Annotated in this window: 21 protein-coding genes and 1 pseudogene; 14 read left to right on the top strand and 8 right to left on the bottom strand. The window is 64.1% G+C overall.

Going from position 1 to position 22,697, the window contains the following annotated elements:
- The first annotated feature begins 288 nt into the window (after positions 1-288).
- The 4 genes and pseudogenes from ACMNAY_RS04060 to ACMNAY_RS04045 all read left to right on the top strand — a co-directional run bounded on the left by ACMNAY_RS04060 (position 289) and on the right by ACMNAY_RS04045 (position 2,204).
- Positions 289-660, top strand: a complete 372-nt coding sequence (locus ACMNAY_RS04060; RefSeq protein ID WP_394968622.1) for a BlaI/MecI/CopY family transcriptional regulator — start codon at positions 289-291, stop codon at positions 658-660.
- Positions 653-1,387: a M56 family metallopeptidase gene (locus tag ACMNAY_RS04055; RefSeq protein ID WP_418718483.1), complete on the top strand. Its 735-nt coding sequence runs from the start codon at positions 653-655 to the stop codon at positions 1,385-1,387. Before ACMNAY_RS04060 ends, ACMNAY_RS04055 begins: the two co-directional genes overlap by 8 nt.
- Positions 1,299-1,487: pseudogene (locus ACMNAY_RS04050) on the top strand (M56 family metallopeptidase); the annotation flags it as partial. The gene ACMNAY_RS04055 and the pseudogene ACMNAY_RS04050, both read left to right, overlap by 89 nt.
- A 36-nt stretch (positions 1,488-1,523) precedes the next feature.
- The gene (locus ACMNAY_RS04045; RefSeq protein WP_418718482.1) at positions 1,524-2,204 is read left to right on the top strand and encodes a M23 family metallopeptidase; all 681 of its coding nucleotides are present in this window, start codon (positions 1,524-1,526) and stop codon (positions 2,202-2,204) included.
- A 58-nt stretch (positions 2,205-2,262) separates the two neighbouring features.
- Here ACMNAY_RS04045 and fba read toward each other — a convergent pair whose 3' ends face one another.
- Both fba and ACMNAY_RS04035 read right to left on the bottom strand, forming a co-directional pair.
- Positions 2,263-3,126 (bottom strand): class II fructose-1,6-bisphosphate aldolase, encoded by an 864-nt coding sequence (gene fba / locus ACMNAY_RS04040; RefSeq protein ID WP_418718481.1) that lies wholly within the window; start codon positions 3,124-3,126, stop codon positions 2,263-2,265.
- 67 nt (positions 3,127-3,193) lie between these two features.
- Positions 3,194-4,039: a DNA-3-methyladenine glycosylase family protein gene (locus ACMNAY_RS04035; protein WP_418718480.1), complete on the bottom strand. Its 846-nt coding sequence runs from the start codon at positions 4,037-4,039 to the stop codon at positions 3,194-3,196.
- A gap of 541 nt (positions 4,040-4,580) precedes the next feature.
- Here ACMNAY_RS04035 and rlmB point away from each other — a divergent pair.
- The 9 genes from rlmB to ACMNAY_RS03990 all read left to right on the top strand — a co-directional run bounded on the left by rlmB (position 4,581) and on the right by ACMNAY_RS03990 (position 15,857).
- Positions 4,581-5,357 (top strand): 23S rRNA (guanosine(2251)-2'-O)-methyltransferase RlmB, encoded by a 777-nt coding sequence (rlmB, locus tag ACMNAY_RS04030; RefSeq protein WP_418718479.1) that lies wholly within the window; start codon positions 4,581-4,583, stop codon positions 5,355-5,357.
- Between the two features lie 36 nt (positions 5,358-5,393).
- Positions 5,394-8,186 carry a hypothetical protein gene (locus tag ACMNAY_RS04025; RefSeq protein ID WP_418718478.1) on the top strand — a complete coding sequence of 931 codons (2,793 nt, stop codon included), beginning with the start codon at positions 5,394-5,396 and terminating at the stop codon, positions 8,184-8,186.
- A 235-nt stretch (positions 8,187-8,421) separates the two neighbouring features.
- The gene (gene fusA, locus ACMNAY_RS04020) at positions 8,422-10,509 is read left to right on the top strand and encodes an elongation factor G (RefSeq protein ID WP_418718477.1); all 2,088 of its coding nucleotides are present in this window, start codon (positions 8,422-8,424) and stop codon (positions 10,507-10,509) included.
- A 328-nt stretch (positions 10,510-10,837) separates the two neighbouring features.
- Positions 10,838-11,323 (top strand): transcription elongation factor GreA, encoded by a 486-nt coding sequence (greA, locus tag ACMNAY_RS04015; RefSeq protein ID WP_394968615.1) that lies wholly within the window; start codon positions 10,838-10,840, stop codon positions 11,321-11,323.
- A gap of 134 nt (positions 11,324-11,457) precedes the next feature.
- A complete protein-coding gene (gene lysS, locus ACMNAY_RS04010) occupies positions 11,458-13,458 on the top strand; it encodes a lysine--tRNA ligase (RefSeq protein WP_418718476.1) in 2,001 nt (666 codons plus the stop codon).
- Between the two features lie 66 nt (positions 13,459-13,524).
- Positions 13,525-14,370, top strand: a complete 846-nt coding sequence (locus ACMNAY_RS04005; protein WP_418718475.1) for a patatin-like phospholipase family protein — start codon at positions 13,525-13,527, stop codon at positions 14,368-14,370.
- A gap of 81 nt (positions 14,371-14,451) precedes the next feature.
- Positions 14,452-14,886 carry a Holliday junction resolvase RuvX gene (ruvX, locus tag ACMNAY_RS04000; RefSeq protein ID WP_394968612.1) on the top strand — a complete coding sequence of 145 codons (435 nt, stop codon included), beginning with the start codon at positions 14,452-14,454 and terminating at the stop codon, positions 14,884-14,886.
- Positions 14,887-15,100: 214 nt separating this feature from the next.
- On the top strand, positions 15,101-15,607 hold the full coding sequence (locus tag ACMNAY_RS03995) for a CarD family transcriptional regulator (RefSeq protein ID WP_418718474.1): 507 nt from the start codon (positions 15,101-15,103) through the stop codon (positions 15,605-15,607).
- Positions 15,608-15,623: 16 nt separating this feature from the next.
- Positions 15,624-15,857, top strand: a complete 234-nt coding sequence (locus ACMNAY_RS03990) for a hypothetical protein (protein WP_418718473.1) — start codon at positions 15,624-15,626, stop codon at positions 15,855-15,857.
- 46 nt (positions 15,858-15,903) lie between these two features.
- Here the strand turns inward: ACMNAY_RS03990 and ACMNAY_RS03985 are convergent, their stop codons facing one another.
- Positions 15,904-17,190 carry a chloride channel protein gene (locus ACMNAY_RS03985; protein ID WP_418718472.1) on the bottom strand — a complete coding sequence of 429 codons (1,287 nt, stop codon included), beginning with the start codon at positions 17,188-17,190 and terminating at the stop codon, positions 15,904-15,906.
- 134 nt (positions 17,191-17,324) lie between these two features.
- On the opposite strand from ACMNAY_RS03985, the gene ACMNAY_RS03980 reads away from it, so the two are divergent.
- Positions 17,325-17,852 carry a DUF1836 domain-containing protein gene (locus ACMNAY_RS03980; RefSeq protein WP_394976005.1) on the top strand — a complete coding sequence of 176 codons (528 nt, stop codon included), beginning with the start codon at positions 17,325-17,327 and terminating at the stop codon, positions 17,850-17,852.
- Between the two features lie 71 nt (positions 17,853-17,923).
- On the opposite strand, the gene glmM is transcribed toward ACMNAY_RS03980, so the two are convergent.
- The 5 genes from glmM to ACMNAY_RS03955 form a co-directional block, all read right to left on the bottom strand.
- Positions 17,924-19,270, bottom strand: a complete 1,347-nt coding sequence (gene glmM / locus ACMNAY_RS03975) for a phosphoglucosamine mutase (RefSeq protein WP_394976004.1) — start codon at positions 19,268-19,270, stop codon at positions 17,924-17,926.
- A 30-nt stretch (positions 19,271-19,300) separates the two neighbouring features.
- A complete protein-coding gene (locus tag ACMNAY_RS03970; RefSeq protein ID WP_418718471.1) occupies positions 19,301-19,966 on the bottom strand; it encodes a UDP-N-acetylglucosamine pyrophosphorylase in 666 nt (221 codons plus the stop codon).
- Between the two features lie 228 nt (positions 19,967-20,194).
- Entirely contained in the window at positions 20,195-21,556 is a 1,362-nt protein-coding gene (locus ACMNAY_RS03965; protein ID WP_418718484.1) for an MATE family efflux transporter, read from the bottom strand.
- A 70-nt stretch (positions 21,557-21,626) separates the two neighbouring features.
- Positions 21,627-22,493, bottom strand: coding sequence for a YitT family protein (locus tag ACMNAY_RS03960; protein WP_418718470.1), 867 nt, complete (start codon positions 22,491-22,493; stop codon positions 21,627-21,629).
- Positions 22,490-22,697, bottom strand: a 208-nt coding sequence (locus tag ACMNAY_RS03955; protein ID WP_418718469.1) for a hypothetical protein, incomplete at its 5' end; no start/stop codon positions are given. The genes ACMNAY_RS03955 and ACMNAY_RS03960, both read right to left, overlap by 4 nt.

Raw genomic sequence — 22,697 nt, 5'->3', positions numbered from 1 at the left:
TAAAGCGCCCGTTTACGGGCGGCAAGTAACAGAACTTTCGCGGCTGGCAGACCGTACTTGCGCGACGTGACGCGCATGCTAGTATTCTAGGGCTATGCCCGCATGTGAAAAACCCCCGGCTTGGCCGGGGGTTATTTATTGTTGCTTGTTTCTGTTCCCCCCGGAGGTTGCCCAGCCCCTCTCCCCTTTGAAAAAACTGTGAAAATCGGTGTGCGGGGGTTGCATTTATCTTCTACATCGTGTAGTATTAAATCGTCGACAAGCTGTAGAATATGGAGGCGAAGGAAAATGAAACTCTCCGACGCGGAACTGGAGATCATGGAAAAGGTCTGGGAGCTGGGTGCGCCGGTCACGGCGGCGCAGCTCACCGAACGGCTGGAGGAAAAGGGCTGGAAGCCCTCCACGCTGCTCACCTTCCTTGCCCGCATGGTGAATAAGGGGGCGCTGGCGGTGGAAAAGCAGGGCAAACAGAACCTCTACCGCCCGCTGGTAAGCGCCGCCGACTACCGCGCCGACGCGGCCCGGGAGCTGCTGGGCCGGTATTACAGCGGCAGCGTCAAGAGCATGGTGGCGGCGCTGTACGACGGAAAGGGCCTCTCCGACGGGGAACTGGCGGAGCTGCGGGCCTGGCTGGACGAGGAGGTGAAGGGACGTGAGTGAACTGTTCTACCGCTGGGTGCTGCCACTCTCGGCGGCGGGGGCGCTGGCTGTGCTGGCCTGTCTGGCCTTCTCACCCCTGCTGAACAAGCTGCGGCCCGCGGCCCGGGCGAGGGCGCTGGCGGCGGCCTTCCCCTTCTTTCTGGTGCCGGTGGGCGCGGTGCTGTCGCTGCTCTTCGCCGCAAAGCCCGCCCCGGTGGCCGCCCCGCTGGCCCCGGTGGGCCAGGCGCTGAACACGGCGGCCCGCACCGCCCAAAGCGCCACCCCGGCGGCGTTGCCTGCCGCGGCAGCCGCCGCGGCTCCTGTGGCGGCCCCGGCGTCTCTGGTGCTGGCGGCGCTGCCCTGGATCTGGGCCGCAGGGGTGGTGGGCTGCACCCTGTGGCAGTGGGTGCGTTACCTGCGCTTTGTCCGCGGCCTTGCGCGCCTCTCCGCGCCGGTGGAAGGGGAGCGGGAAGCGCTGTGGCAGGAAGTGTGCGCCCAGGCGGGCGTGGCCCGTGCGCCCCGGCTGCGGGTCTGCCCCGGCCTTGCCGGCCCGGTGATGACCGGCCTTGTGCGCCCGGTGCTCTATCTGCCGGAAGAAATGCCTCTGGCCCGGCTGGAACTGGCGTTGCGCCATGAGGCCGCCCATCTGAGCCGGGGCGATTTGTGGACCAAAGCGCTGGTGCTGCCGGCTGCACTGGTTCGACCCGCTGTGCGCGTTCCACGCGGCCCGCTGGAGCCGGGCCTGTGAATACGCCTGTGACGCAAAAGCAGCTGACGGCCTGGACGAAGCCGACCGCCGCGCCTACGGCCTCCTTCTGCTGGATGCGGCCCAAAGCCGTCCCCTGCCTGCCGGCGCGGCGGGCCTGGGCGGCGCCCAAAAAGAGATGAAGGCTCGGCTCATCGCCCTGCTGCACCCAGCGGCCCCCGGCCGCCGTCTCACCGCCGGGGTGGCCGTGGCGCTGGCCGCCGCTCTCTGCCTCACCGCCTGCGCGTCGGCGGGCCTTTCCGCCTCCGACACGCCGGTGTCCGCCCCGGTGAGCAGCGCCTCGCCCCAGCCGCTGGCCGGCACGTCGTCCCCGCAAGAGCAGGACGCGCCGGACTCGGCCTCTCAGACGCCCGTAGCCCAAAGTGCCTCTGAAGCGGACAGTGTGCCGCCCGCCTCCCAAAGCACTGCGCAGGCAGATGACGCGGCGCAAACAGAAGGGTTTATCTGGCCGGTGCCGGACTACACCGGCGTCAGCCGCTGGAAGAGCGACTACCATAAGGGGGCGGATCTGATGGCCCCCAAAGGCAGCGAAGTGCTGGCCATGGCGTCGGGCACCGTGACCATGGCTCAGTTCCATTACAGCTACGGCAACGTGGTGGAGATCGACCACGGGAACGGCTTTTTCACCCTTTACGCTCATCTGGAGAGCATCGACGTGGCCGAAGGAGACGTGGTGGAGCAGGGCCAGAAAATCGGCACGGTGGGCTCCACCGGCAACACCACCGGCGTACAGTGCCACGTGGAGGTCCGCCAGGACGGCACGCTGCTGGATCTGCACGACTACTTCCCGGATAAGTGACCGCAAAAAAGACCGCCCCCGGTGGGGGCGGTCTTTTCGGTTCAATGGAAAAGGAGGCTTACGCCTTGTTCACGCTGCCGAACAGCTCCATCTTCACCTTAACGGTAGCCTTGATGGCCTCGAAGCCGGGGGCCAGCAGCTTGCGGGGGTCGAAGCCCTTGCCCTGCTGATCCTTGCCCGCCTCGATGTACTCGCGGGTGGCGGCGGCGAAGCTCAGCTGGCACTCGGTGTTCACGTTGATCTTGGAAACACCCAGGCTGATGGCCTTCTTGATCATGTCAGCGGGGATGCCGGTGCCGCCGTGCAGAACCAGGGGAATGCCGTTGGTAGCGTTGTGGATCTTCTCCAGAGCGTCGAAGTCCAGGCCCTTCCAGTTGGCGGGATACTTGCCGTGGATGTTGCCGATGCCGGCAGCCAGGAAGTCGATGCCCAGGTCAGCGATGCGCTTGCACTCGGCGGGGTCGGCCACTTCGCCGGCGCCCACGACGCCATCCTCTTCACCGCCGATGGAGCCCACCTCGGCCTCCACGGAAACGCCCATCGCATGAGCCAGCTTCACCAGCTCGGTGGTCTTGGCCACGTTCTCGTCGATGGGGTAGTGGCTGCCGTCGAACATGATGCTGGAGAAACCGGCCTCCAGGCAGGCCTTGGCGCCTTCGTAGCTGCCGTGGTCCAGGTGCAGAGCCACGGGCACGGTGATGTTCAGGGTCTCCACCATGGCCTTCACCATAGCGGCCACGGTCTTGTAACCGGTCATGTATTTGCCTGCGCCCTCAGACACGCCCAGGATCACCGGGCTGTTCATCTCCTGCGCGGTGAGCAGAACGGCCTTGGTCCACTCCAGGTTGTTGATGTTGAACTGACCCACGGCATAGTGGCCGTCACGGGCCTTTTTCAGCATTTCAGTAGCGGAAACTAACATATTTATGACCTCCGATCGTTTGACTGGATGCAATCCTAAAACAGTATACCCCATCAGACGGCCAAAATCAATCGCCGCGGCGCGGTTTTGCGGTTTTTTTGTCTGCTTTTCCGCGGGGAAGGCTGGCCCGTGCATAGTCAAAGATGAACTGCTGGGCAATGCCCTGATACGGCCGGCAGCAAACCGGCGCGCCCCGGGGGAACAGCCGCGCCATCGCCCGCTTCATCCACACGTCCATGGGCACCACGCTCCAGCGGGAAAGACTGTAGAGCAGCACGCAGTCCGCCACCTTGGGGCCCACGCCCTTCACGGTCATCAAAAGCGCCCGGGCCTCGGCGTCGGGCAGAGCCGCCAGCTCCGCCTCGCTCACCTGCCCCGAGGCCACCTTGCGGGCCGCGTCGATGAGATACTCCGCTCGCCAGCCCGCCCGCAGAAAGGCAAGATCCTCCGGCTCCCGTGCGGCCAGCGCCTCCGGGGCGGGAAAGGAAAAGCGCCCGCCGGGCAGTTCCCGGCCCAGCCCCTCGCACAGCCGCCCGGTGATGGCCGCAATGCGGGGGATGTTGTTGTTCTGGCTGATGATGAAGCAGCACAGCGTCTCAAAAAAGGGCTGGCGCAGCACCCGGATGCCCGGGCTGTGCTCCACACACGCCGCAAGGCGCTTACTGCCGGCGCAAAAGCGTTCCAGCAGGGCGGGATAGTCCATGTCCAGCGCAAAGTAATTTTCCCAGAAGGCCCGGTCCTCTTCCTTTGCGCCGTCCAGAATGAGGGCCGCGCCCTCCATGCGGGCCGTCACCGCCCGCCCGGCGGCCACGCCGGACCAGCCTCCGCTTTCCAGCGGCCGCCACAAAAAGGTCTGGCCGCAGCCCAGCGTGGCGTCCAGATCCATCCCCCGGGTCGTTTCAAACAGCAGCATGGCCGTCTCCTTTCAAAACAGTTCCTGTCTTGTACGATAACGGCCAAACGGGGCGAAGTCAACCCCCGGCGGTAAAGGAAATTTAAGAGAAAAAAGGGGCAAAATCCCTGTAAAAACCGTCGAAATTCCAATATTGACAGGCCGTTTATAACCCCTTGTTTACGGAAAAACTTTCAACAACGCTGTGGAAAACCGGGTTGAAAACCCAAACCACTGTGGAAAAAGTGCCCCGGACAGGCCGTTTTTTAACATTTTCCACAAGGTTTTCAACATGTGGAAAGTTAAAAACCGGATTACGAAGTGTATAACGGTCTTTACAAAGCGTTTGCGGTGTTTCTACCGCCAAAGATTCTGCATAAATTTTTGCAAGAATGCCCAAAATCCCGCCGGGGTGTGTCCGCCGCGAAAGGGGAGGGGCGAAACAGGCCGAAACTTTGTGTCAAACACTGGCAAAACCTGCGGCGGGGTGGTATACTTTTCTGTGTATATGGAACCGGCAGAGAAAGGCGGCCCTTTGCGCCGCGGTTGAAAAGGAGTCATCATGCGCACGAACCCCGAAAAACACGAAACGAACGGGCCCGAACAGAGCCTGGTCTACGGCAAGAACCCCGTCACCGAATTGCTGAAAAACGGCGCCGGGGTGGATACAGTCCTTCTCAGCGAGGGCCTGCCCGAGGCAGTGGCCTCCTATTACGTCGCCCTGGCCAAACAGGCGGGCGCGGTGGTCAAGCGGGTCCATCCCAACAAACTGCGCCTGAGCTGCGGCACCGACAGCCACCAGGGCGTGGCGGCCTATGCGTCCTCCATCTCCTATGTGGGGCTGGACGATCTGCTGGCTATCGCCCGGGACAAGGGCGAGCCTCCCTTCCTGGTGCTGGCCGACGGGGTGGAGGATCCCCACAATCTGGGCGCGATCATCCGCTCGGCTCTGCTGTGCGGCGCCCACGGCGTGGTGATCCCGAAGCGGGGCGGCGCGGCGGTCACGCCCACCGTGCTGAAAAGCAGCGCCGGCGCGGCGGCCCGCCTGCCGGTGGCCCGGGTGGCCAACATCGGCGAGAGCATCCGCCGCTTAAAGGAGCAGGGCGTGTTCGTCTACTGCGCCGACATGTACGGCCAGCCGCTGGAAAAAGCGGACCTCACCGGCGCGGTGGCGCTGGTGATGGGCAGCGAGGGCAAGGGCGTCAGCCCGCTGGTGCGCAAGCTGTGCGACGGCGCGGTGAGCCTTGCCATGGCCGGGCGCGGCACCGGTGTGGACAGTTTCAACGTCTCGGTGGCGGCGGGCATCATCCTCTACGAGATCGCCCGGCAGCGCCGCTGAACACATACGCCCCACAAGGCATGGAGGGATCGATCAGTGCCAGACAATAAATTTTCCAGCTCGGTGGACGAGATCCTGGAAACGCTCAAACAGCAGCAGGCGGCAGCCCCGGCCAGCGACCGGGCGGTGGATGAGATCCTGGCTGACCTGGGCCTGAGCGACCGGGTGGCCCTGCCGCCCAGAGAAGAAAAGGCCGCCACGGCCCAAAAAGCGCCAGCCCCGGCGGCGCAGGCGGCTCCGGCTGTGCAGGAACCGCGCCCGGCGCCCCGGCAGAAAGAACCGGCCCGGCCCGCGGCGCAGCAGGCTCCCCAGGCCCGTCCCGCGCGCACGGAGCAGCCGCCCCGCCAGGAAGCGGCGCCCGCGCAAAAGCAGGAGGCTCCCCGGCAGAGCGCCGCGGAGGCCAAACCCGCCCGGCGGGCGGTGCAGCGGCCGGCGGAGAAACCCGCCGCGCCCAAACCCGCCGCGGAGGAACCCACCGATGAGGTCATTCTCCAGGTGCAGCAGACGGTGACCGCGCCCGCAGCGCCCTCGCCGGACGCGATGCAGCAGTTCACCGGCACCATCAGCGAGACGATGCAGTTCGACGCGGAGTTCCAGAAGTTCTTCAGCGAGAGCGTGGCGGTCATTCCCGACGAGGAGCCGGAACAGCACCCGGGCTTTTTCGCCCGCTTCCTGCGCCATAAAGACGACGACGCCGGCTTTGAGGAGGACGAGGAGCTGGAGGGCACCGGGGAGGTCCGGGTGGACGAGCCCACCCTGATGATCCCCAACACCGCCCGCGCGCCCCAGCCGGAGGAAGAGCCGGTGGCCCTGCCCATGAGCAGCGAGCCCACCCGGCCGCTGGGCGACCTGCAGGCGCCCGCCCCCGGCGACACCGGCGTCATCGAGCTGGAAGGGCTGGACGACGAGGCCACCCGTCCCCTGGATGACCTGGAAGAGGCCGCGGGCAGCATCCGCTTTGAGGAGGAGTCCGCCGACGCGCCCGAGGAAGAGGCGCCCCAGGAGGAAGAAGCCCCCAAACGCGGTTTCTTCCCGAAGCTGTTCGGGGGCGAAGCGCCCGCCGACACGGTGTTCGACGAGCCGGAAGGACCGGAAACCATCGACGATTACGAGGACCCCGCCGACGCCGACGCGGTGCAGGCGGATCTGGACGGCACGCGCCGTCTGCTGGCGCTGCGCACGGTGCTCTCGGGCATCTTCGCTGTGGTGCTGCTCTACCTGGGTCTGGCGGTGGGCTCCAGCCCCCTGCCGCCCATCGGGCCCATCGACCCGGCAACCGCCCCCGCCGCCTATCTGGCGGTACAGCTGATCCTGCTGCTGGCGGTGTGCGCCGTCAACTGGCGCGTGTTCGCAAACGGCATTCCCGGCATCTGGGCGCGTCCCAGTGCCGATTCCATCCCCGCTGCTGCGGCGGTGGGCGCGCTGATCCAGCTGCTGGTGCAGCTGGTGGGCGCGGATAAGTTCGAAGCGGACAAGCTCACCCTCTTCGCCGCCCCGGCGGCGCTGCTGCTCTGCTTGGACGCCTTCGGGCGCTTCGTAATGCAGGGCGTGGTGGTGCGCAACTTCCGCATGGCCAGCGCCGGCAGCGAGCATACGGCCACCCTGGCCCTGCAGGACAGCGAGCTCACCGCCCGGCTGGCCCAGGGCATGGGCGAACCGGAACCCTGCCTGCTTTTGAACCGGCCCACCTCTCTGGTCAAGGGCTTTTTGCGTCAGAGCTTCTCCGAGCGTGCCAGCGACGGTCTGGCCCAGAAGCTGACCTGGCTTTTGCTGGGCGCGGCGCTGGTGAGCGCGCTGGTCAGCCTGTTCGCCGCCCACGGCGGCGTGGCAGCGGTCAACGCCCTGGCGGGCACGCTGTGTCTGGGCGGGCCGCTGGCCGCCACCCTGCTGAGCGCCCTGCCCAGCCTGCTGGCCCAGAAGAGCGCCGCCCAGGTGGGCGCGGTCATTCCCGGCGCATCCGCCAACGAGCAGCTGGGCCGCGCCAACATGGTGGTGGTGGGCGCCCGGGATCTGGTGCCCGGCGCCAGCGTGCGGCTGCACGGCATCAAGACCTTCGACAAGCAGCGCATCGACCTGGCCATCCTCTATGCGGCCTCGGTGCTCATCGAGGGCTGCGACACCATGCGGGACGTGTTCATGACCATCATCCAGGGCAAGACCGAGATGCTCTTCAAGGTGGAGAACCTGGAGAACCTGCCCGGCTACGGCTTCACCGCCTGGGTGAACAACAACCGAGTCATCGTGGGCAACCGGGCCTTCATGCAGCAGCAGGGCCTGGAGATCCCCAGCCTGGACTATGAGAACCGCTACACCAAGGGCAAGCGCCTGCCGGTGTATCTGGCGGTGAGCGGGCGGCTGTTCGCCATGTTCCTGGTGAGCTACAAGGCCAACCCCCAGGTGGCGGACACTCTGGCCGACCTGCGCAAACAGGGCGTGTCCCTGCTGGTGCAGAGCGACGACTTCAACCTCACCGGCGAAGGCCTGGCGGTGCTCTACGGCCTGCCCGCGGGCAGCGTGAAGGTGCTCTCCGGCGCCGAGCGCCGCCTGCTGGCGCCCCACACCGCTTACGTCGCCGCCAGCGAGGGCTGCATGACCCACATGGGCAGCTTCGCCTCCTTCGTGGGCGGCCTGCGGGCCGCCGCGGGCGCTGCCTGGGGCGAAAAGGTGGCCAGCCTCGTGCATGCCGCGGGCGTGGGCATCAGCTGTGTGCTGGCGCTGCTGCTGGCCTTCACCGGCGGCATCGGCGCGCTGGGCCTGCCGGCTCTGGTGCTTTATCAGGCCGCCTGGGCAGTGCTCACTCTGGCCATGCCTCTTTTGAAAAAATATTGATTTTTCCTGCCCCGCCGGGCCTTTCCCGGCGGGGATTTTGTGTGTTTTGGAGCAAATCCATCATCCGTCAATAGGCAAATTCCACAAAGCTTTCCCTGGATTTTGTGCGGCGCATCCCCCGCATTTAACGTGAATAATCCTTTAAAAATTATGCAAACTGTGCTAAAATTTTGTTTAGGTTGCTACCGCCGCACACTTTTTGCAAAACACGCGGTAGAAGAGAGGGTTAATTAGAATGAAGAACTACGCCAACACAAACATCCGAAACATCCTGGTCGCCGGCCACGCCGGCTGCGGCAAGACCACTCTGGTGGAGGCGCTGCTGTACACCACCGGCGCGCTGGAGCGCATGGGCCGCGTGGAAGACGGCAACACCGTGAGCGACTTTGACCCCGAAGAGGCAAAGCGCCGCGCGTCTCTGAACCTGGCAGTGGTGCCTGTGGAGTACGAGGACGTGAAGCTGAATTTCCTGGACACCCCGGGCCTGTTCGACTTTGAGCTGGGCCAGTACGAGGGCATCCAGGCCGCCGGCAGCGTGCTCATCACCGTTTCGGCACGTTCGGGTGTGACCGTTGGCGCGGAGAAGGCCTACCGCCTGGCCGAGAAGCTGGGCCGCAGCCGCATGGTCTTTGTCAGCAAGACCGACCTGGAAAACGCCAATTTCTATAAAATTCTGGAAGAGCTCAAGACCAAGTTCGGCCCCTCGGTGTGCCCCTGCGTGGTGCCCACCCGTCAGGAGGACGGCACGGTGCTCTATGTGAACCTGTTCAGCCAGAAGGCCTTCAAGTACGAGGGCGGCAAGCAGATCCAGGTGCCCCTGCCCGAGATGGGCCACCGGCTGGACGGCCTGGTGGAAGCCATGAGCGAGGCCGTGGCCGAGACCGACGACGCCCTGATGGAGAAGTTCTTCTCCGGCGAGCCCTTCACCACCGAGGAGATCGTGGAAGGCCTGGCCAAGGGCTGCAAGAGCGGCATGATCACCCCCGTGTTCTGCGGCAGCGCCGTGAACCTGCAGGCGCTGGATATGCTGCTGTATAACCTCAAAGTCCTGCTGCCCAGCCCCGCCGAGGTGCCCGCCCCCGTGGCTCTCACCGCCGGCGGCGACGAAGTGAAGCTGGAGTGCGACCCCGCGGCCCCCGTGGCGGCCTATGTGTTCCGCACCGTGGCCGACCCCTTCGTGGGCAAGCTGAGCTACGTCAAGGTGTTCAGCGGCACCCTCACCGCCGCTTCCAGCCTGGTGAACGCCCGCACCGGCGAGGCCGAGCGCTTCGGCAAGCTGCTGAACATGCGCGGCAAAAAGCAGACCGACATTGATACCATCGCCGCCGGCGACATCGGCGCGGTGACCAAGCTCTCCGCCGCCCAGACCGGCGACACCCTGTGCGACCCCGCCCGTGTGGCCGCCCTGCCCGCCGCCACCTTCCCCAACGCCACCCTGTCCATGGCCATCCGCGTGACCAAGAAGGGCGACGAGGGCAAGATCGGCGCGGCGCTGGCCCGCCTGATGGAAGAGGACCGCACCCTGACCTACCGCGTGGACGCCGAGACCGGCCAGCAGATCATCTCCGGCCTGGGCGAGCAGCATCTGGACGCCGTGGTGGCCAAACTGAAGGCCAAATTCGGCGTGGATGTGGAGCTCACCGCCCCCCGTGTGGCCTACCGTGAGTCGGTGCGCAAAAAGTGCAAGGCCCAGGGCCGCCACAAGAAGCAGACCGGCGGCCACGGCCAGTTCGGTGACGTGTGGATCGAGTTCGAGCCCTGCGACAGCGAAGAGCTGGTGTTCGAGGAGAAGGTGTTCGGCGGCAGCGTGCCCAAGAACTACTTCCCCGCAGTGGAAAAGGGCCTGCGCCAGGCCGCCAAGCACGGCGTGCTGGCGGGCTACCCCGTGGTGGGCCTGAAGGCCACCCTGCTGGACGGCAGCTATCACCCTGTGGACTCCAGCGAAATGGCCTTCATCATGGCCGCCAAGCTGGCCTACAAGGCCGCTCTGCCCGAGGCCGGCCCGGTCATTCTGGAGCCCTTCGGCACCCTGCGCGCCCATGTTCCCGGCGACAACACCGGCGACATCATGGGCGACGTGACCAAGCGCCGCGGCCGCGTTCTGGGCATGAGCCCCGACGAGGACGGCCTGCAGGTGGTGGAGGCGGAGGTGCCTCTGGCCGAAATGCAGGACTTCACCACCTTCATGCGCCAGCTCACCCAGGGCCGGGGCCACTTCACCCTGGACTTCGTGCGCTACGAGCCGCTGCCCTCCAACCTGGAAGGCAAGGTCATCGAGGAAGCCAAGAAGCTGGGCAATGGAGGCGCCGAGGACGAAGAGTAATTTTCTTGCAGCCCGGAGCGGGGCATAAACTCCTGCCCGGCTGCATACAATGAACAAAGCAAGCGCAAACGACCCACCGGTGGCCGGACGGCTGGCGGTGGGTCGTTTTTTGCGGCACAAAAAAGAAAGTCGGTTTTTGGCGAAATAGCTGAAAATAACATCGTAATATTGACAGTAGCAGTTAAATCGGCTATACTACCAAAATTGGGAAAACATATGGGTCGCCGTTTTGACCCGATTGCCCATCAGCGCGCGCCGCGCGCAGAACAAAAGTCAAAAACACGCACAGGGAGTGCGAAAACATTATCGTTAGGGAGCATTCAAAGCAATGAGCATGAAGGAACTTGTCATGACCCGCGCCGGTCTGGAGGCGTTGGAAAAGGAGCTGGAGGAGCTCAAGACCGTCCGCCGCAAGGATGTCGCCGAGAAGATCAAGGTGGCCCGCGGCTTCGGCGACCTGTCGGAGAACAGCGAATACGACGAGGCGAAGAACGAGCAGGGCTTCATCGAGAGCCGCATCGCCCAGCTGGAGGCTATGCTCAAGCACGCCCGCGTCATCGACAACGACGATCTTTCTCTGGACCATGTGTCTGTGGGCACCCATGTGAAGATCGAGGACGAGGACGGCGAGGTCGAGGAGTACGACATCACCGGCTCCACCGAGGCCGATCCCCTGAACGGCAAGATCAGCGACGAGAGCCCCGTGGGCGCCGGCCTGCTGGGCAAAAAGGTGGGCGAGACCGCCGAGATCTCCCTGCCCAACGGCGCCACCGTGGCCTTCAAAGTGGTGGAGATCACCCGTTCGGCGCTGTAAGCGCCATTTTGGCCGCAAATCACAAGGAAATTCTGCAAAAACAGGTGCCACGGCACCTGTTTTTGTGTTATAATAAGCCTTACTGTAGATATGGCCGCGCCGCGGCCTTTTTGTACCGCAAAGGAGAGAAAAGAATGGCACAGATGAACCAGACCCCGGCCCCCGCCGAGGAGATGACCCAGCAGGAGTACAGCGAACTGGTGGCAGTTCGCCGCCAGAAGCTGGCCGACCTGCAGCAGGCGGGCAAGGATCCCTTCCACATCACCAAGTGGCCCCAGGCGGATTTTGCCGCCGAAGTGAAGGAGAACTTCCAGGACCTGCCTGAGGATGCTGCCCCCGAAGACCACCGCCAGGTGTGCATGGCGGGCCGGATGATGAGCAAGCGGGTGATGGGCAAAGCCAGCTTTGCCGACCTGCGGGACACCACCGGCAACATCCAGATGTACGTCAAGCGGGACGACGTGGGCGTGGACGTGTACCAGGAGTTCAAGAAGTTCGACATCGGCGACATCGTGGGCGTGCGGGGCTTTGTGTTCCGCACCAAGATGGGCGAGATCAGCGTGCACGTGACCGAGGTCGTGCTGCTGTCCAAGAGCCTGCTGCCCCTGCCCGAGAAGTTCCACGGCCTCAAGGACCAGGAGACCCGCTACCGTCAGCGGTATGTGGACCTGATCGTCAACCCCGAAGTGCGCCGCGCCTTTGAGGTGCGCAGCCGCTTCATCCGCTATATGCGCCGCTACCTGGACGAGCGGGACTACATGGAAGTGGAGACCCCCGTGCTGAACACCATCGCCGGCGGCGCGGCGGCCCGGCCTTTCATCACCCACCACAACACCCTGGACATCGACATGTATATGCGTATCGCCACCGAGCTGCCCCTGAAGCGGCTCATCATCGGCGGCATCGACCGGGTGTATGAGATCGGGCGCATCTTCCGCAACGAGGGCATGGACCCCAAGCACAACCCCGAGTTCACCACCGTGGAGCTGTACCAGGCCTACGCCGACTTCCACACCATGATGGACATCGCCGAGGGCATCCTCTCCGGCGCGGCCAAGGAGATCCTGGGCACCTACCAGGTGGAGTGGCAGGGCGAGCAGATCGACCTGACCCCCGGCTGGCGCCGCCTGACCATGGTGGACGCGGTGCGTGAGTACGCCTGCGTGGACTTCGCCGCCATCACCGACGACGCCGAAGCCGTGGCTGCCGCCAAGGCCATTGGCGTGGAGCTGGCGGACGCCGCCGAAAAGACCTGGGGCAACGCCCTGTACGCCTGCTTCGACCAGAAGGTGGAGGAGAAGCTGGTGCAGCCCACCTTCATCACCATGTACCCCGTGGAGGTCTCTCCGCTGACCAAGCGCAGCCCGGAGGACCCCCGCCTCACCGAGCGTTTCGAGCTGTTCATCTGCCACAGCGAGCTGGCCAACGCCTACTCCGAGCTGAACGACCCCATCGACCAGCGTCAGCGCTTTGAGAAGCAGGTGGAGCAGCGGGAGCGGGGCGACGAGGAGACCGAGATGATGGACGAGGATTTCCTCACCGCCATGGAGTACGGCATGCCTCCCACGGGCGGCATGGGCATGGGCATCGACCGGTGCGTCATGCTGCTCACCGGCAGCACCTCCATCCGGGACGTCATCCTGTTCCCCACCATGAAGCCCATCGACAAGCCTCAGCCGGCCCAGAAGCCCGCGGCGGCAGCCGCGGCCCCTGCCGCCGCGGTGAACAACGCCGTGCCTGCGGCGGAGAGCGGCCCCATCGACTTCTCCAAGGTGGAGATCGAGCCGCTGTTCACCGAGTTTGTGGACTTCGACACCTTCTCCAAGTCCGATTTCCGGGCGGTGAAGATCAAGGAGTGCACCGCGGTGCCCAAGAGCAAGAAGCTGCTGAAGTTCGTTCTGGACGACGGCACCGGCACCGACCGGGTCATCCTCAGCGGCATCCACGACTACTACGAGCCGGAGGAGCTGGTGGGCAAGACGGCCATCGCCATCGTCAACCTGCCTCCCCGCAAGATGATGGGCATCGACTCCTGCGGCATGCTCATCAGCGCCGTCCATCAGGAGGACGGCCACGAGGGCCTGCACCTGCTGATGGTGGACCCCCACATCCCCGCGGGCGCGAAGCTCTACTAAGAACAAACGAAAGGGCGTCCTGCGCAGCTGGGACGCCCTTTTTCTGCACGAGAGGAGGAAAGCCCCATGAAGATCGGCCTTGTGCTGGAAGGCGGAGCCATGCGGGGCATGTTCACCGCCGGTGTGCTGGATACCTTCCTCGCCGCCGGCGTGAAAGCCGACGAGGTGGTGGGTGTTTCCGCCGGTGCGCTGTTCGGGGTGAACTACCTCTCCGGCCAGACGGGCCGGGCGGTGCGCTACAATAAGCGCTACAACGGCGACAAGAACTACATGGGTCTGCGGCCTTTGCTGAAGGAGGGCAACCTGTTCAGTACCTCCTACGCCTATGACCTTGTGCCCCGCAAGCTGGACCCCTTCGACGACGAAGCTTTCCAAAAGAGCGGCGTGCCCTTTTACGCCGTGGTCACCGACGCGGACACCGGCGAAGCGGAGTACATGCAGGTGAAAAGCGTCTTTGAGCAGATGGATGTGCTGCGGGCCTCCGGCTCCATGCCCTTCGTCTCCCGTCCGGTGGAATGGGAGGGGCGGCGGTATCTGGACGGCGGCATCGCCGACAGCATCCCCTTTGAGTGGATGGCCGCCCGGGGCTGCGACAGGCTCATCATGGTGCTCACCCGGGAGGCGGGCTACCGCAAAACGCCCATGAACGGGGCGATGCTGCGGCTGCTGGGCCGCAAATACCCCGCCGTTGCCCGGCGGCTGGCCGCCCGCCACACCGACTACAACCGGGCGCTGGAGGAGCTGGAACGCTGGCAGGCCGAAGGCCGGGCCTTTGTGATCCGGCCCTCGGTCAAAACGCCCATCAGCCGCATCGAGACCGACCCGGACAAGCTCCAGCAGGTCTACGACCTGGGCCTTGCGGACGGGCAGGCGGCCCTGCCGGCGCTGCAAGCCTATCTCGCCGGGCAGTGAGCCGGCCTTGCAAACGGCCCGAGGTTACGTTACAATAGACCCGAGCGGCCCCCGCCGCGAAAAAGAGAGGAACGAACGCGTATGAAGATCATGGCAGTGGACTACGGCGACGCCCGCACGGGCCTGGCCGTTTGCGACCGCACGGAATTTCTGGCCAGCCCTATCGGCCAGATCGAGGAAAAGAGCATGGCCAAGGTGGCGGAGAAGATCATCTACGCCAGCCGGGAATACGACGTGGGGATGATCGTCATCGGCCTGCCCAAAAACATGGACGGCACCGAGGGCGCCCGGGCGGAAAAGACCCGCAAGCTGGCCGCCCTGGTGGAGTTGGGCGTGCAGGTGCCCATCACCTTCTGGGACGAGCGCCGCACCACCGTCACCGCCGCGGCACAGCTTTCCGAGGCCGGCACCTTCGGCAAAAAGCGCAAGGGCAAGCTGGACGCGGTGAGCGCCGCCGTTATTCTGGACAGCTTCCTCGCCTGGCGGAAAAACCACCCCGGCGAGCAGCCCACCTGAACCAAACCGAAAAAGAGGCCTTTGTCTGGCGGGCAAAGGCCTCTTTTTTACGTCAAAAGGGCGCAAAACCGCGCTATGACGGGCTTACGCGCGCAGAAAAAACGTGCTATAATAGTATCATAGTATCCACGGTGAGACCCCGGCGGGCCCGGGAAAGCGAAAGAAGAACGGCTTTGAGAGACAGCGGCGTTTTGCGGAAGATGGAGGAAAAGCGATGTTTGAAGCAGGAAGTCTGATCGTGTACGGAAATTCCGGCATCTGCCGGGTGGAGGGCGTTTCCATGAAGCCCCAGCCGGGCGGCGGCCAGGCGATGTACTACACCCTCACGCCCTTGTTCGGCAGCGGCACGGTGTACACCCCGGTGGAGACCCGGGTGTTCATGCGGCCGGTCATCAGCGGCGAAGAGGCGAGGGAACTGGTGCGCCGGATGCCCCAGATCGAGCCGGACGCCTGCGAGGGCACCGACCAGCGCGCCCTGACCGAGCATTACCGGGGCCTTTTGCACACGTATCAGTGCGAGTCGCTGGTGAAGATCATGAAGGGCGTGTATCTCAAGGGCAAGCAGGCCGTGGCCCGGGGCAAAAAGCTGGGCAAGACCGACCAGCAGTTCATGAAGCGGGCGGAGGAACTGCTCTACGAGGAGCTTTCCCTGGCGCTGGACATCCCCAAGGAGCAGGTGAAGGACCATATCCTGCAAACGCTGGAACCCGCGGCGCAGTGAGAAGAGGGAACGCACGATGAAACTGAAAACAGCTCTTCGCATCGGGCGGATAGGCGCGGCGCTGGCACTGCTGTTCCTTTTCCTGTGGATGCTTTTTAAAACGCAAACATTGTTGCATCTGAGCCTGGGTACGCCCTTTGTTTTGCTCGCGTTCTCGGCTGTTTTTATCCGTTGTCCTCACTGTAGGCGCTATCTGCACGGAGTACACGGCAAATACTGCCCCTACTGCGGCAAAGAGTTGGATTTGTAAATAACGAAAAAGAGCCTTCCGTTCGGAAGGCTCTTTTTTGTTCTGCTCAGTGGCAGAAGCTCTCCACCGGCTTTTCCGGCGGGGGATTGGTGAGCTTGGGGCCAAGGGTCATCTGGCTGGAATAGAGGCTGTAGTGGCCGCTGAGCAGGTAGCTCACCGCGCACACCAGCAGATAGAGCAGCAGCGGTTCGGCGCCGAACAGCTCCACGCCCAGAAGGATGCTGGCGATGGGGCAGTTGGTCACCGCGCAGAAGGTGGCCACCAGCGCCAGCGCTGCGGCAAGGCCGGGATCCAGCCCCAGCAGCGGTCCCACAAGGCAGCCGAAGGTGGAACCCACAAAGAAGGTGGGCACGATCTCGCCGCCCCTAAAACCGCAGCCCAGGGTGATGGCGGTGAGCAGCAGCTTCAGAATGAAGGCCGCCGGATGCACCAGTTCGCCCTCGGTGATGGCGTGCTCCACCACGTCCATGCCCGCGCCGTTGTAGGCCCGGGTGCCCACCACCAGCGTGAACACAATGATGAGGGCGCTGCCCACCAGAATGCGCAGATACTGGTTTTTCAGCTTGGTCTGGTAAAGGTGGCTGGCGGTGTGCATCGTCACACAGAACAGGATGCCCAGGATCGCGCAGCCCACCGCCAGCAGCAGGGCGCGCCAGGCGTTGTCAAAGCTCAAAGCGGCCGAGCCGTGCACCACAAAGCGCTCCGGCTTGGTGCCCAGCAGCACCGCCGTGCCGTAGGAGATGAGGCTGGCCAGCGCGCAGGGCAGCAGCGCGGAATGGTAAATGATGCCCACGCAGATGACCTCCATGCTGAATACCGCCGCCGTCAGCGGAGTGCCGAACAGGGCGGCGAACACCGCGCTCATGCCCGCCAGCACCATTACCCGCTGGCTGTTGCGGTCCAGCCGCATCTTTTCGCCAAACCAGCCGCCCATGCTGCCGCCGATCTGCAGCGCCGCGCCCTCGCGGCCCGCGCTGCCGCCCAGCAGATGGGTGATGAAGGTGGCCATGATGATGAGCGGCGTCAGCCGCAGCGGGGCCCGCTTGCCCTGCTGGGCGCTCTCCAGCACCGCGTTGGTGCCCCGCTCGGTGCCCATGCGGCAGATGCGGTAGACGAACACGATCACAAGACCGCCCACCGGCAGAAGATACAAAAGCCAAGGGTGTGCCTGGCGCATCCCGGTGGCCCAGCTCACCAGATGAAAGAACACGGCGCCCACCGCGCCGCAGGCCACGCCGGCAATGCCGGCGCACACCATCCACATCACAAAAGTGCGGGTATAGGGCTTCAGGCCCAACTCCCACTTCTGCCGCAACAGATGTTTGAATTGCATTGTATACTCTCCCCTCAAAAAAGCAAAACCTTTCTTATCATATCACAGCCGGCGGTTTCGTCAAGCCTGTGTTTCGAAAATTGATAAAATGTGGTATAATCTATAACATCGTATAAAAAACAAACAGGAGAGGGATGGGCACCATGAAACAGGGCTTTCAAAACAGCGAGCAGGCGGCGCAGATGATGCAGTTCCGCTGCCCCCGGTGGGAGCAGCTGCCCGGCATCGCGCTGTATATGGATCAGGTCACCGGCTATCTGAACGAGGTGTTCGCCCCGCTGTGCACGCCGGGGGAGGAAAAGACCCTCACCAAGGCGATGGTGAACAACTATGTCAAGCAGAAGGTGATGGAGCCGCCCACCAATAAAAAGTACGGCCGCACCCATGTGGCCCAGCTTCTGGTCATCTGCGCCCTCAAACAGGTGCTGAGCATCCAGGAGGTGGCGCAGCTCATCCGCATCCAGGCCCAGGTGTGCGAGGTGCAGCGGGCCTACGATTACTTCTGCGGCCAGCTGGAGTCGGCGCTGCAGCAGGCGGCCCAGGGCAAGCCCGTGGCTCCCGAAGCGGACGAGGGGCAGCTGCTGGTGGTCCACGCCACCCGCGCCTTTGCCAGCAAGATCTATCTGCAAAAGCGGCTGGAGTTTGAGAACAGCCCGGAATAAACTGCAAAAACAAAAGGGCCCTGCCACCGCGCGTTTTACACGGGCGGCAGAGCCCTTTTTCTTTTAAAGATTCAGGCCAGCTCGCTGCGCACCAGCTGGGCCAGCTCGTCGGCGATGGACTGGATGAGGGCCTCGTCCTGGCCCTCCACCATCACGCGGATCAGCGGCTCGGTGCCGCTCACGCGCACCAGCACACGGCCGGCGTCGCCCAGAAGCTCTTTTTTCTCCCGGATGGCAGTCTTGATGGCGTCGTTGTTGTAGAACTCCAGCTTGCCGGCGGCGCTCACCTTCACGTTCACCATCACCTGAGGCAAGCGGGTCATCACCTTCGCCAGCTGGGAGAGAGGCTTGCCGCACCGCTTCAGCAGGCACAGCAGCTGCAAGGCGGTGAGCTGGCCGTCGCCGGTGGTGGCGTAATCCCGGAAGATGATGTGGCCGCTCTGCTCGCCGCCCAGGGTGTAGCCCTCCTGCTCCATCTCCTCCAGCACATACCGGTCGCCCACCTTGGTGGCGGCGAAGTGCATGCCGTTGGCCTCGCAGAAGCGGGCAAAGCCCAGATTGGTGAGCACGGTGCCCACGATGGTGTTCCGGCGCAGCTTGCCACGCTCCTGCATATCCAGCCCGCAGATGGCCATGATGAAGTCGCCGTCCACCACGTCGCCGTGTTCGTCCACGAAGAGGCACCGGTCGGCGTCGCCGTCAAAGGCCACGCCCGCCACCGCGCCGGGGGTGGAGCGCACCGCTTCGCACAGGGCCTCCATATGGGTGGAACCGCAGCCCTCGTTGATGTTCACCCCGTCCGGCGCGGCGGACAAGATCTGAGCGTCCGCCCCCAGCTGGCTGAACAGCTGGCCGGCGGTGGCCGAGGCGGAGCCGTTGGCGCAGTCCACCACGATCTTCATGCCTTCCAGCGAGGTGGGGATGCTGCTTTTCAGATGCTCCACATAGTCCCGCACGGCGGTGGTGCAGTGGCTGATCTGGCCCAGACCGTCGCCGGTGGCCAGGGTAAAGCGGTTCTGCTCGATGAGGGTCTCGATCTGGTCCTCCAGGTCGTCCGGCAGCTTGAAGCCCTCGCCGCCGAAGATTTTGATGCCGTTGAAGGGGTAGGGGTTGTGGCTGGCGCTGATCATCACGCCGGCGTCCGCCTTGTACTTCATCACCAGGTAGGCCACCGCGGGGGTGGGCACCACGCCCAGGTCGATCACGTCCGCCCCCACGCTGCACAGGCCCGCCGCCAGCGCCGCGCCCAGCATGTCGCTGGAGATGCGGGTGTCCTTGCCCATCACCACCAGGGGGCGGCGCCGCCGCCCGTAGGTGAGCACGGTGGCCGCCGCGCGGCCGATGTTCATGGCGAGCTCGCAGGTCATGTCCTCGCCGGCAATGCCGCGCACGCCGTCGGTGCCGAATAATCTGCCCATGTGTATTGTCTCCTTTCAGCGTTCAGCGGGTCAGACCCGCTTGGCCAGCTTGCCCGGCCCTTTGTAGATGTGCCCGGCGGGAACCACGCCCCGCACGCAGCTGGTGGGATACACCTGGCAGCCGCGGCCCAGCACCGAGCCGGGGCACAGCACACTGTTGCAGCCCACTTCGGCCACGTCGCCCACCAGCGCGCCCAGCTTCTTGCGGCCGGTGGCCAGCTGCTCCCCGCCGTTTTTGATGACCACAAGGCTCTTGTCGCTCTTCAGGTTGCTGGTCACCGCGCCGGCGCCCAGATGGGCCTTGCAGCCCAGGATGGAGTCGCCCACATAGTTGAAGTGGGGCACCTGCGCCCCGTCGAAGAGGATGCAGTTTTTCAGCTCCACGCTGTTGCCCACCACGGCGCCCGCGCCCACCAGCGCGCTGCCCCGGATGAAGGCGCAGTGGCGCACCTCCGACTCGGGACCGATGACGCAGGGCGCGCCGAGAAATGCGGTGGGCGCGACCTTGGCGGTCTTTGCCACCCATACCCCCGGCTGGGGCTGGTCGTATTCGTCGGCGGGCAGGCTCTCGCCCAGCTTCACAATAAAATCCTTCAGCTCGTCCAGCACCTGCCAGGGCCACTCCTTGCCCTCGAACAGCGGGGCGGCCAGGGTGTGGGAGAGATCGAACAGTTCTTCGGTGCGGCAAACTTGCATATCGCACGCTCCCTTCCAATGATTCTGCTATCAATCATTATATGAAATCAAAGGCAAAATAACAACTTGAAAATGCAAAACACGTGGACGAAATGTCAAAAATGGCGTGTTTCACGAAAATCCGACCCAACACGCAGGAAATAATTGTGACATATTTCCACGAAATTTGTACAATAAGCTTTCGCGGACAAAGAAAAAGCCCGGTCCGCGGACCGGGCTGTGAAACGCTTACTGCGCTTTTTGGGGCTGTTTGAGGCCCACCACATAGCGGATGCGCCGCCAGTAGACGATGATCGAGATGGCCGGGGCCACAAAGTCGGAGATGGGCTCGGCCACAAAGGTGGACATGGCGCCGAAACAGGCGGGCAGGATGAACAGGGGAATAAAGTAGATGGTCTTGCGCAGGAAGGAAAGGGGCAGGGAATACTGCATCATGCCCATGCCGGTGAAGCCGTCGATGATGGTGTACTGTATGCCCAGCATGATGACGCCCAGGGTGCTGATGCGGATGGCCCGCACCGCCAGTTCGGCCACCTGCGGGTCGCTGGTGAAGATGGACACGAAAAGCCCGGGCACGCACTGGCCGATGAGGAACAGCAGGGTGGTGTAGCCCAACGAGAGCTGAAGGATGAACTTCTGCGCCTCCAGAATACGCTTTGGCTGGCCCGCGCCGTAGTTGTAGCCCAGGATGGCCCCGGTGCCGCCGGTGATGCCGCCCAGCGGCATAGTGACCACCAGCATAAAGCTCTGGGCGATGGTGGCCGCCGCCACCAGCAGGTCGCCCTGCGCCGCGCCGCCGTACTTTTGCAGCAGGGAGTTGAGAGCAATGATCATCACATTGTCAAAGGCGATGATGACGAAGGGGGTGAAGCCGGTGGCCATCACCCGGCCCATGATGCGGGCGCTGTAGCCGCCGAAAGTGATGCGGATGGGCGGCTGGCGGCCGAACAGGAACACCAGCACAAAGATGCAGCTGGCCAGCTGGCTGAGCACGGTGGCCAGTGCCGCGCCGGCCACGCCCATGTCCAGCACAAAGATGAACACCGGGTCCAGCAGGATGTTCAGCACCGCGCCCAGCAGCACCGAGAGCATGCCCTTTTTGGCAAAGCCCTGGCAGATGATGAACTGGTTCATGCCGGTGGCCAGCAGGGCGAAGAGGGTGCCCGCCAGATACACCGTGTAGTAGCTTTCGGCGTAGGGCAGGCTGGACTCGCTGGCGCCGAAGAGCAGCAGCACCGGCCGCCGGGTGGCATAGGCCAGCGCCATCAGCGCCGCCGCAAGACCGCACAGAAGCACAAAGCAGTTGGCCAGGATGCGGCGCGCGCCCTCGTTGTCGCCCGCGCCCATGCGGATGCTCACCAGCGGCGAGCCGCCCACGCCCACCAGAAAGGCCACCGAGCCGATCATGGTCACGATGGGGCCGCACACGCCCGCTCCCGCCAGAGCCAGATTGCCCACCTCGGGGATGTTGCCGATGTACATGCGGTCCACCACGCTGTAGAGCACGCTCACGAACTGGGCCAGCATGCTGGGCAGGGCGATGCGCAGCACCAGCTGGCGAATGGGGTCACGCCCCAGATCATTTTCCATTCTCACACAAAACACCGCCTTGAAGGCGCAAAGAGTGCCGGACGTGTTCTTTCGCCCGGCACAGCGCCGCTTATTTGTAGATTTTCTGAAGGGTGAAGCCTCGGCCGTGCACCTCGTTCACCGAACTGATGACGATGAAAGCCTGAGGGTCCGTCTCCAGCACCAGATGGTTCAGCTTTGCCAGCTCCCGGTTGGTCACCACCGTCAGCAGCATGTCCCGCTCGGTCTGGGTGTAGCCGGTCTGGGCGTGCAGCACCGTGCAGCCCCGGTCCAGCACCCGCAGGATGATGCGGCGGATCTCGTCGTTCTTTTCGCTGAGGATCTTCACCTGGATCTTGGCGTGGCCCATCACCGACACCTTTTCCAGAATGACGGTGTAGAGCAGCACCAGCAGGATGCCATAGAGGATCTGCTCCTTGTCGGCAAAGACCATCTGGCCGATGAGGATGAGGAAATCCAGCAGGTACATCACCGCGCCCACCGGCAGGCCGAAGTACTTGTTCAGCACGATAGGCGGGATGTCCATGCCGCCGCTGGACGCCCCCGCGCCGATCACCAGCCCGATGGCCACGCCGATGAGCACGCCGGCGAACACCGTGCCCAGCATGGGGTCGCGGGTGAAGCTGTCGATGCCCGGGATGCGGGCGAACAGGTCCAGAAACAGGGGGTAGCAGAAGGTGGACAGCGCCGTGTTGAAGGCGAACCACCGGCCCATGGCCAGCGCCCCCACCACGAACATGATGATGTTGGACACCAGCACGAACCCGGCCACCGGTACGTCCAGCCAGTAGCGGGTGGCCAGCGCCAGACCCGTTGTGCCGCCAGTGATGAGCCCGCAGGGCAGCACGAACATGTCCACCGCAAGGGCGTACAGCGCGTTGCCCAGCAGCACCAGCAGAATGTTTTTTCCCCGCGCGGGCAGAATGAATCCCTTCACGGGCGATCCCTCCCATCCATGTTACTGCACGACAGTGCCATGATAAAGCGAAAAGCGGCAGGCCGAACGCCTGCCGCCGAAACGATATGCATGATGCCGGGCGCAGCCCATTCGACCCACCTGCCTTTATTGTACTCCACACAAGTATTGCACAGCCCGGCGGGGATTGCAACCCCCGGCAAAAAAAGTTCGGCGTTTTGCCCC

The organism is Candidatus Allofournierella merdipullorum (assembly GCF_048426865.1).
In the GTDB taxonomy this organism is placed as follows: Bacteria; Bacillota; Clostridia; order Oscillospirales; family Ruminococcaceae; genus Allofournierella_A; species Allofournierella_A merdipullorum.
The sequence above is the reverse complement of the archived record's forward strand: the minus strand, read 5'-3'. Positions and strand labels throughout refer to the sequence as shown.

Bases quoted from the DNA above. Each gene is read 5' to 3' on its own strand.
- ACMNAY_RS04060 (WP_394968622.1), top strand. From the start codon at position 289: ATGAAACTCTCCGACGCGGAACTGGAGATCATGGAAAAGGTCTGGGAG.
- ACMNAY_RS04045 (WP_418718482.1), top strand. From the start codon at position 1,524: ATGAAGGCTCGGCTCATCGCCCTGCTGCACCCAGCGGCCCCCGGCCGC.
- fba (WP_418718481.1), bottom strand. From the start codon at position 3,126: ATGTTAGTTTCCGCTACTGAAATGCTGAAAAAGGCCCGTGACGGCCAC.
- ACMNAY_RS04035 (WP_418718480.1), bottom strand. From the start codon at position 4,039: ATGCTGCTGTTTGAAACGACCCGGGGGATGGATCTGGACGCCACGCTG.
- rlmB (WP_418718479.1), top strand. From the start codon at position 4,581: ATGCGCACGAACCCCGAAAAACACGAAACGAACGGGCCCGAACAGAGC.
- fusA (WP_418718477.1), top strand. From the start codon at position 8,422: ATGAAGAACTACGCCAACACAAACATCCGAAACATCCTGGTCGCCGGC.
- greA (WP_394968615.1), top strand. From the start codon at position 10,838: ATGAGCATGAAGGAACTTGTCATGACCCGCGCCGGTCTGGAGGCGTTG.
- lysS (WP_418718476.1), top strand. From the start codon at position 11,458: ATGGCACAGATGAACCAGACCCCGGCCCCCGCCGAGGAGATGACCCAG.
- ACMNAY_RS04005 (WP_418718475.1), top strand. From the start codon at position 13,525: ATGAAGATCGGCCTTGTGCTGGAAGGCGGAGCCATGCGGGGCATGTTC.
- ruvX (WP_394968612.1), top strand. From the start codon at position 14,452: ATGAAGATCATGGCAGTGGACTACGGCGACGCCCGCACGGGCCTGGCC.
- ACMNAY_RS03995 (WP_418718474.1), top strand. From the start codon at position 15,101: ATGTTTGAAGCAGGAAGTCTGATCGTGTACGGAAATTCCGGCATCTGC.
- ACMNAY_RS03990 (WP_418718473.1), top strand. From the start codon at position 15,624: ATGAAACTGAAAACAGCTCTTCGCATCGGGCGGATAGGCGCGGCGCTG.
- ACMNAY_RS03985 (WP_418718472.1), bottom strand. From the start codon at position 17,190: ATGCAATTCAAACATCTGTTGCGGCAGAAGTGGGAGTTGGGCCTGAAG.
- ACMNAY_RS03980 (WP_394976005.1), top strand. From the start codon at position 17,325: ATGGGCACCATGAAACAGGGCTTTCAAAACAGCGAGCAGGCGGCGCAG.
- glmM (WP_394976004.1), bottom strand. From the start codon at position 19,270: ATGGGCAGATTATTCGGCACCGACGGCGTGCGCGGCATTGCCGGCGAG.
- ACMNAY_RS03970 (WP_418718471.1), bottom strand. From the start codon at position 19,966: ATGCAAGTTTGCCGCACCGAAGAACTGTTCGATCTCTCCCACACCCTG.
- ACMNAY_RS03965 (WP_418718484.1), bottom strand. From the start codon at position 21,556: ATGGAAAATGATCTGGGGCGTGACCCCATTCGCCAGCTGGTGCTGCGC.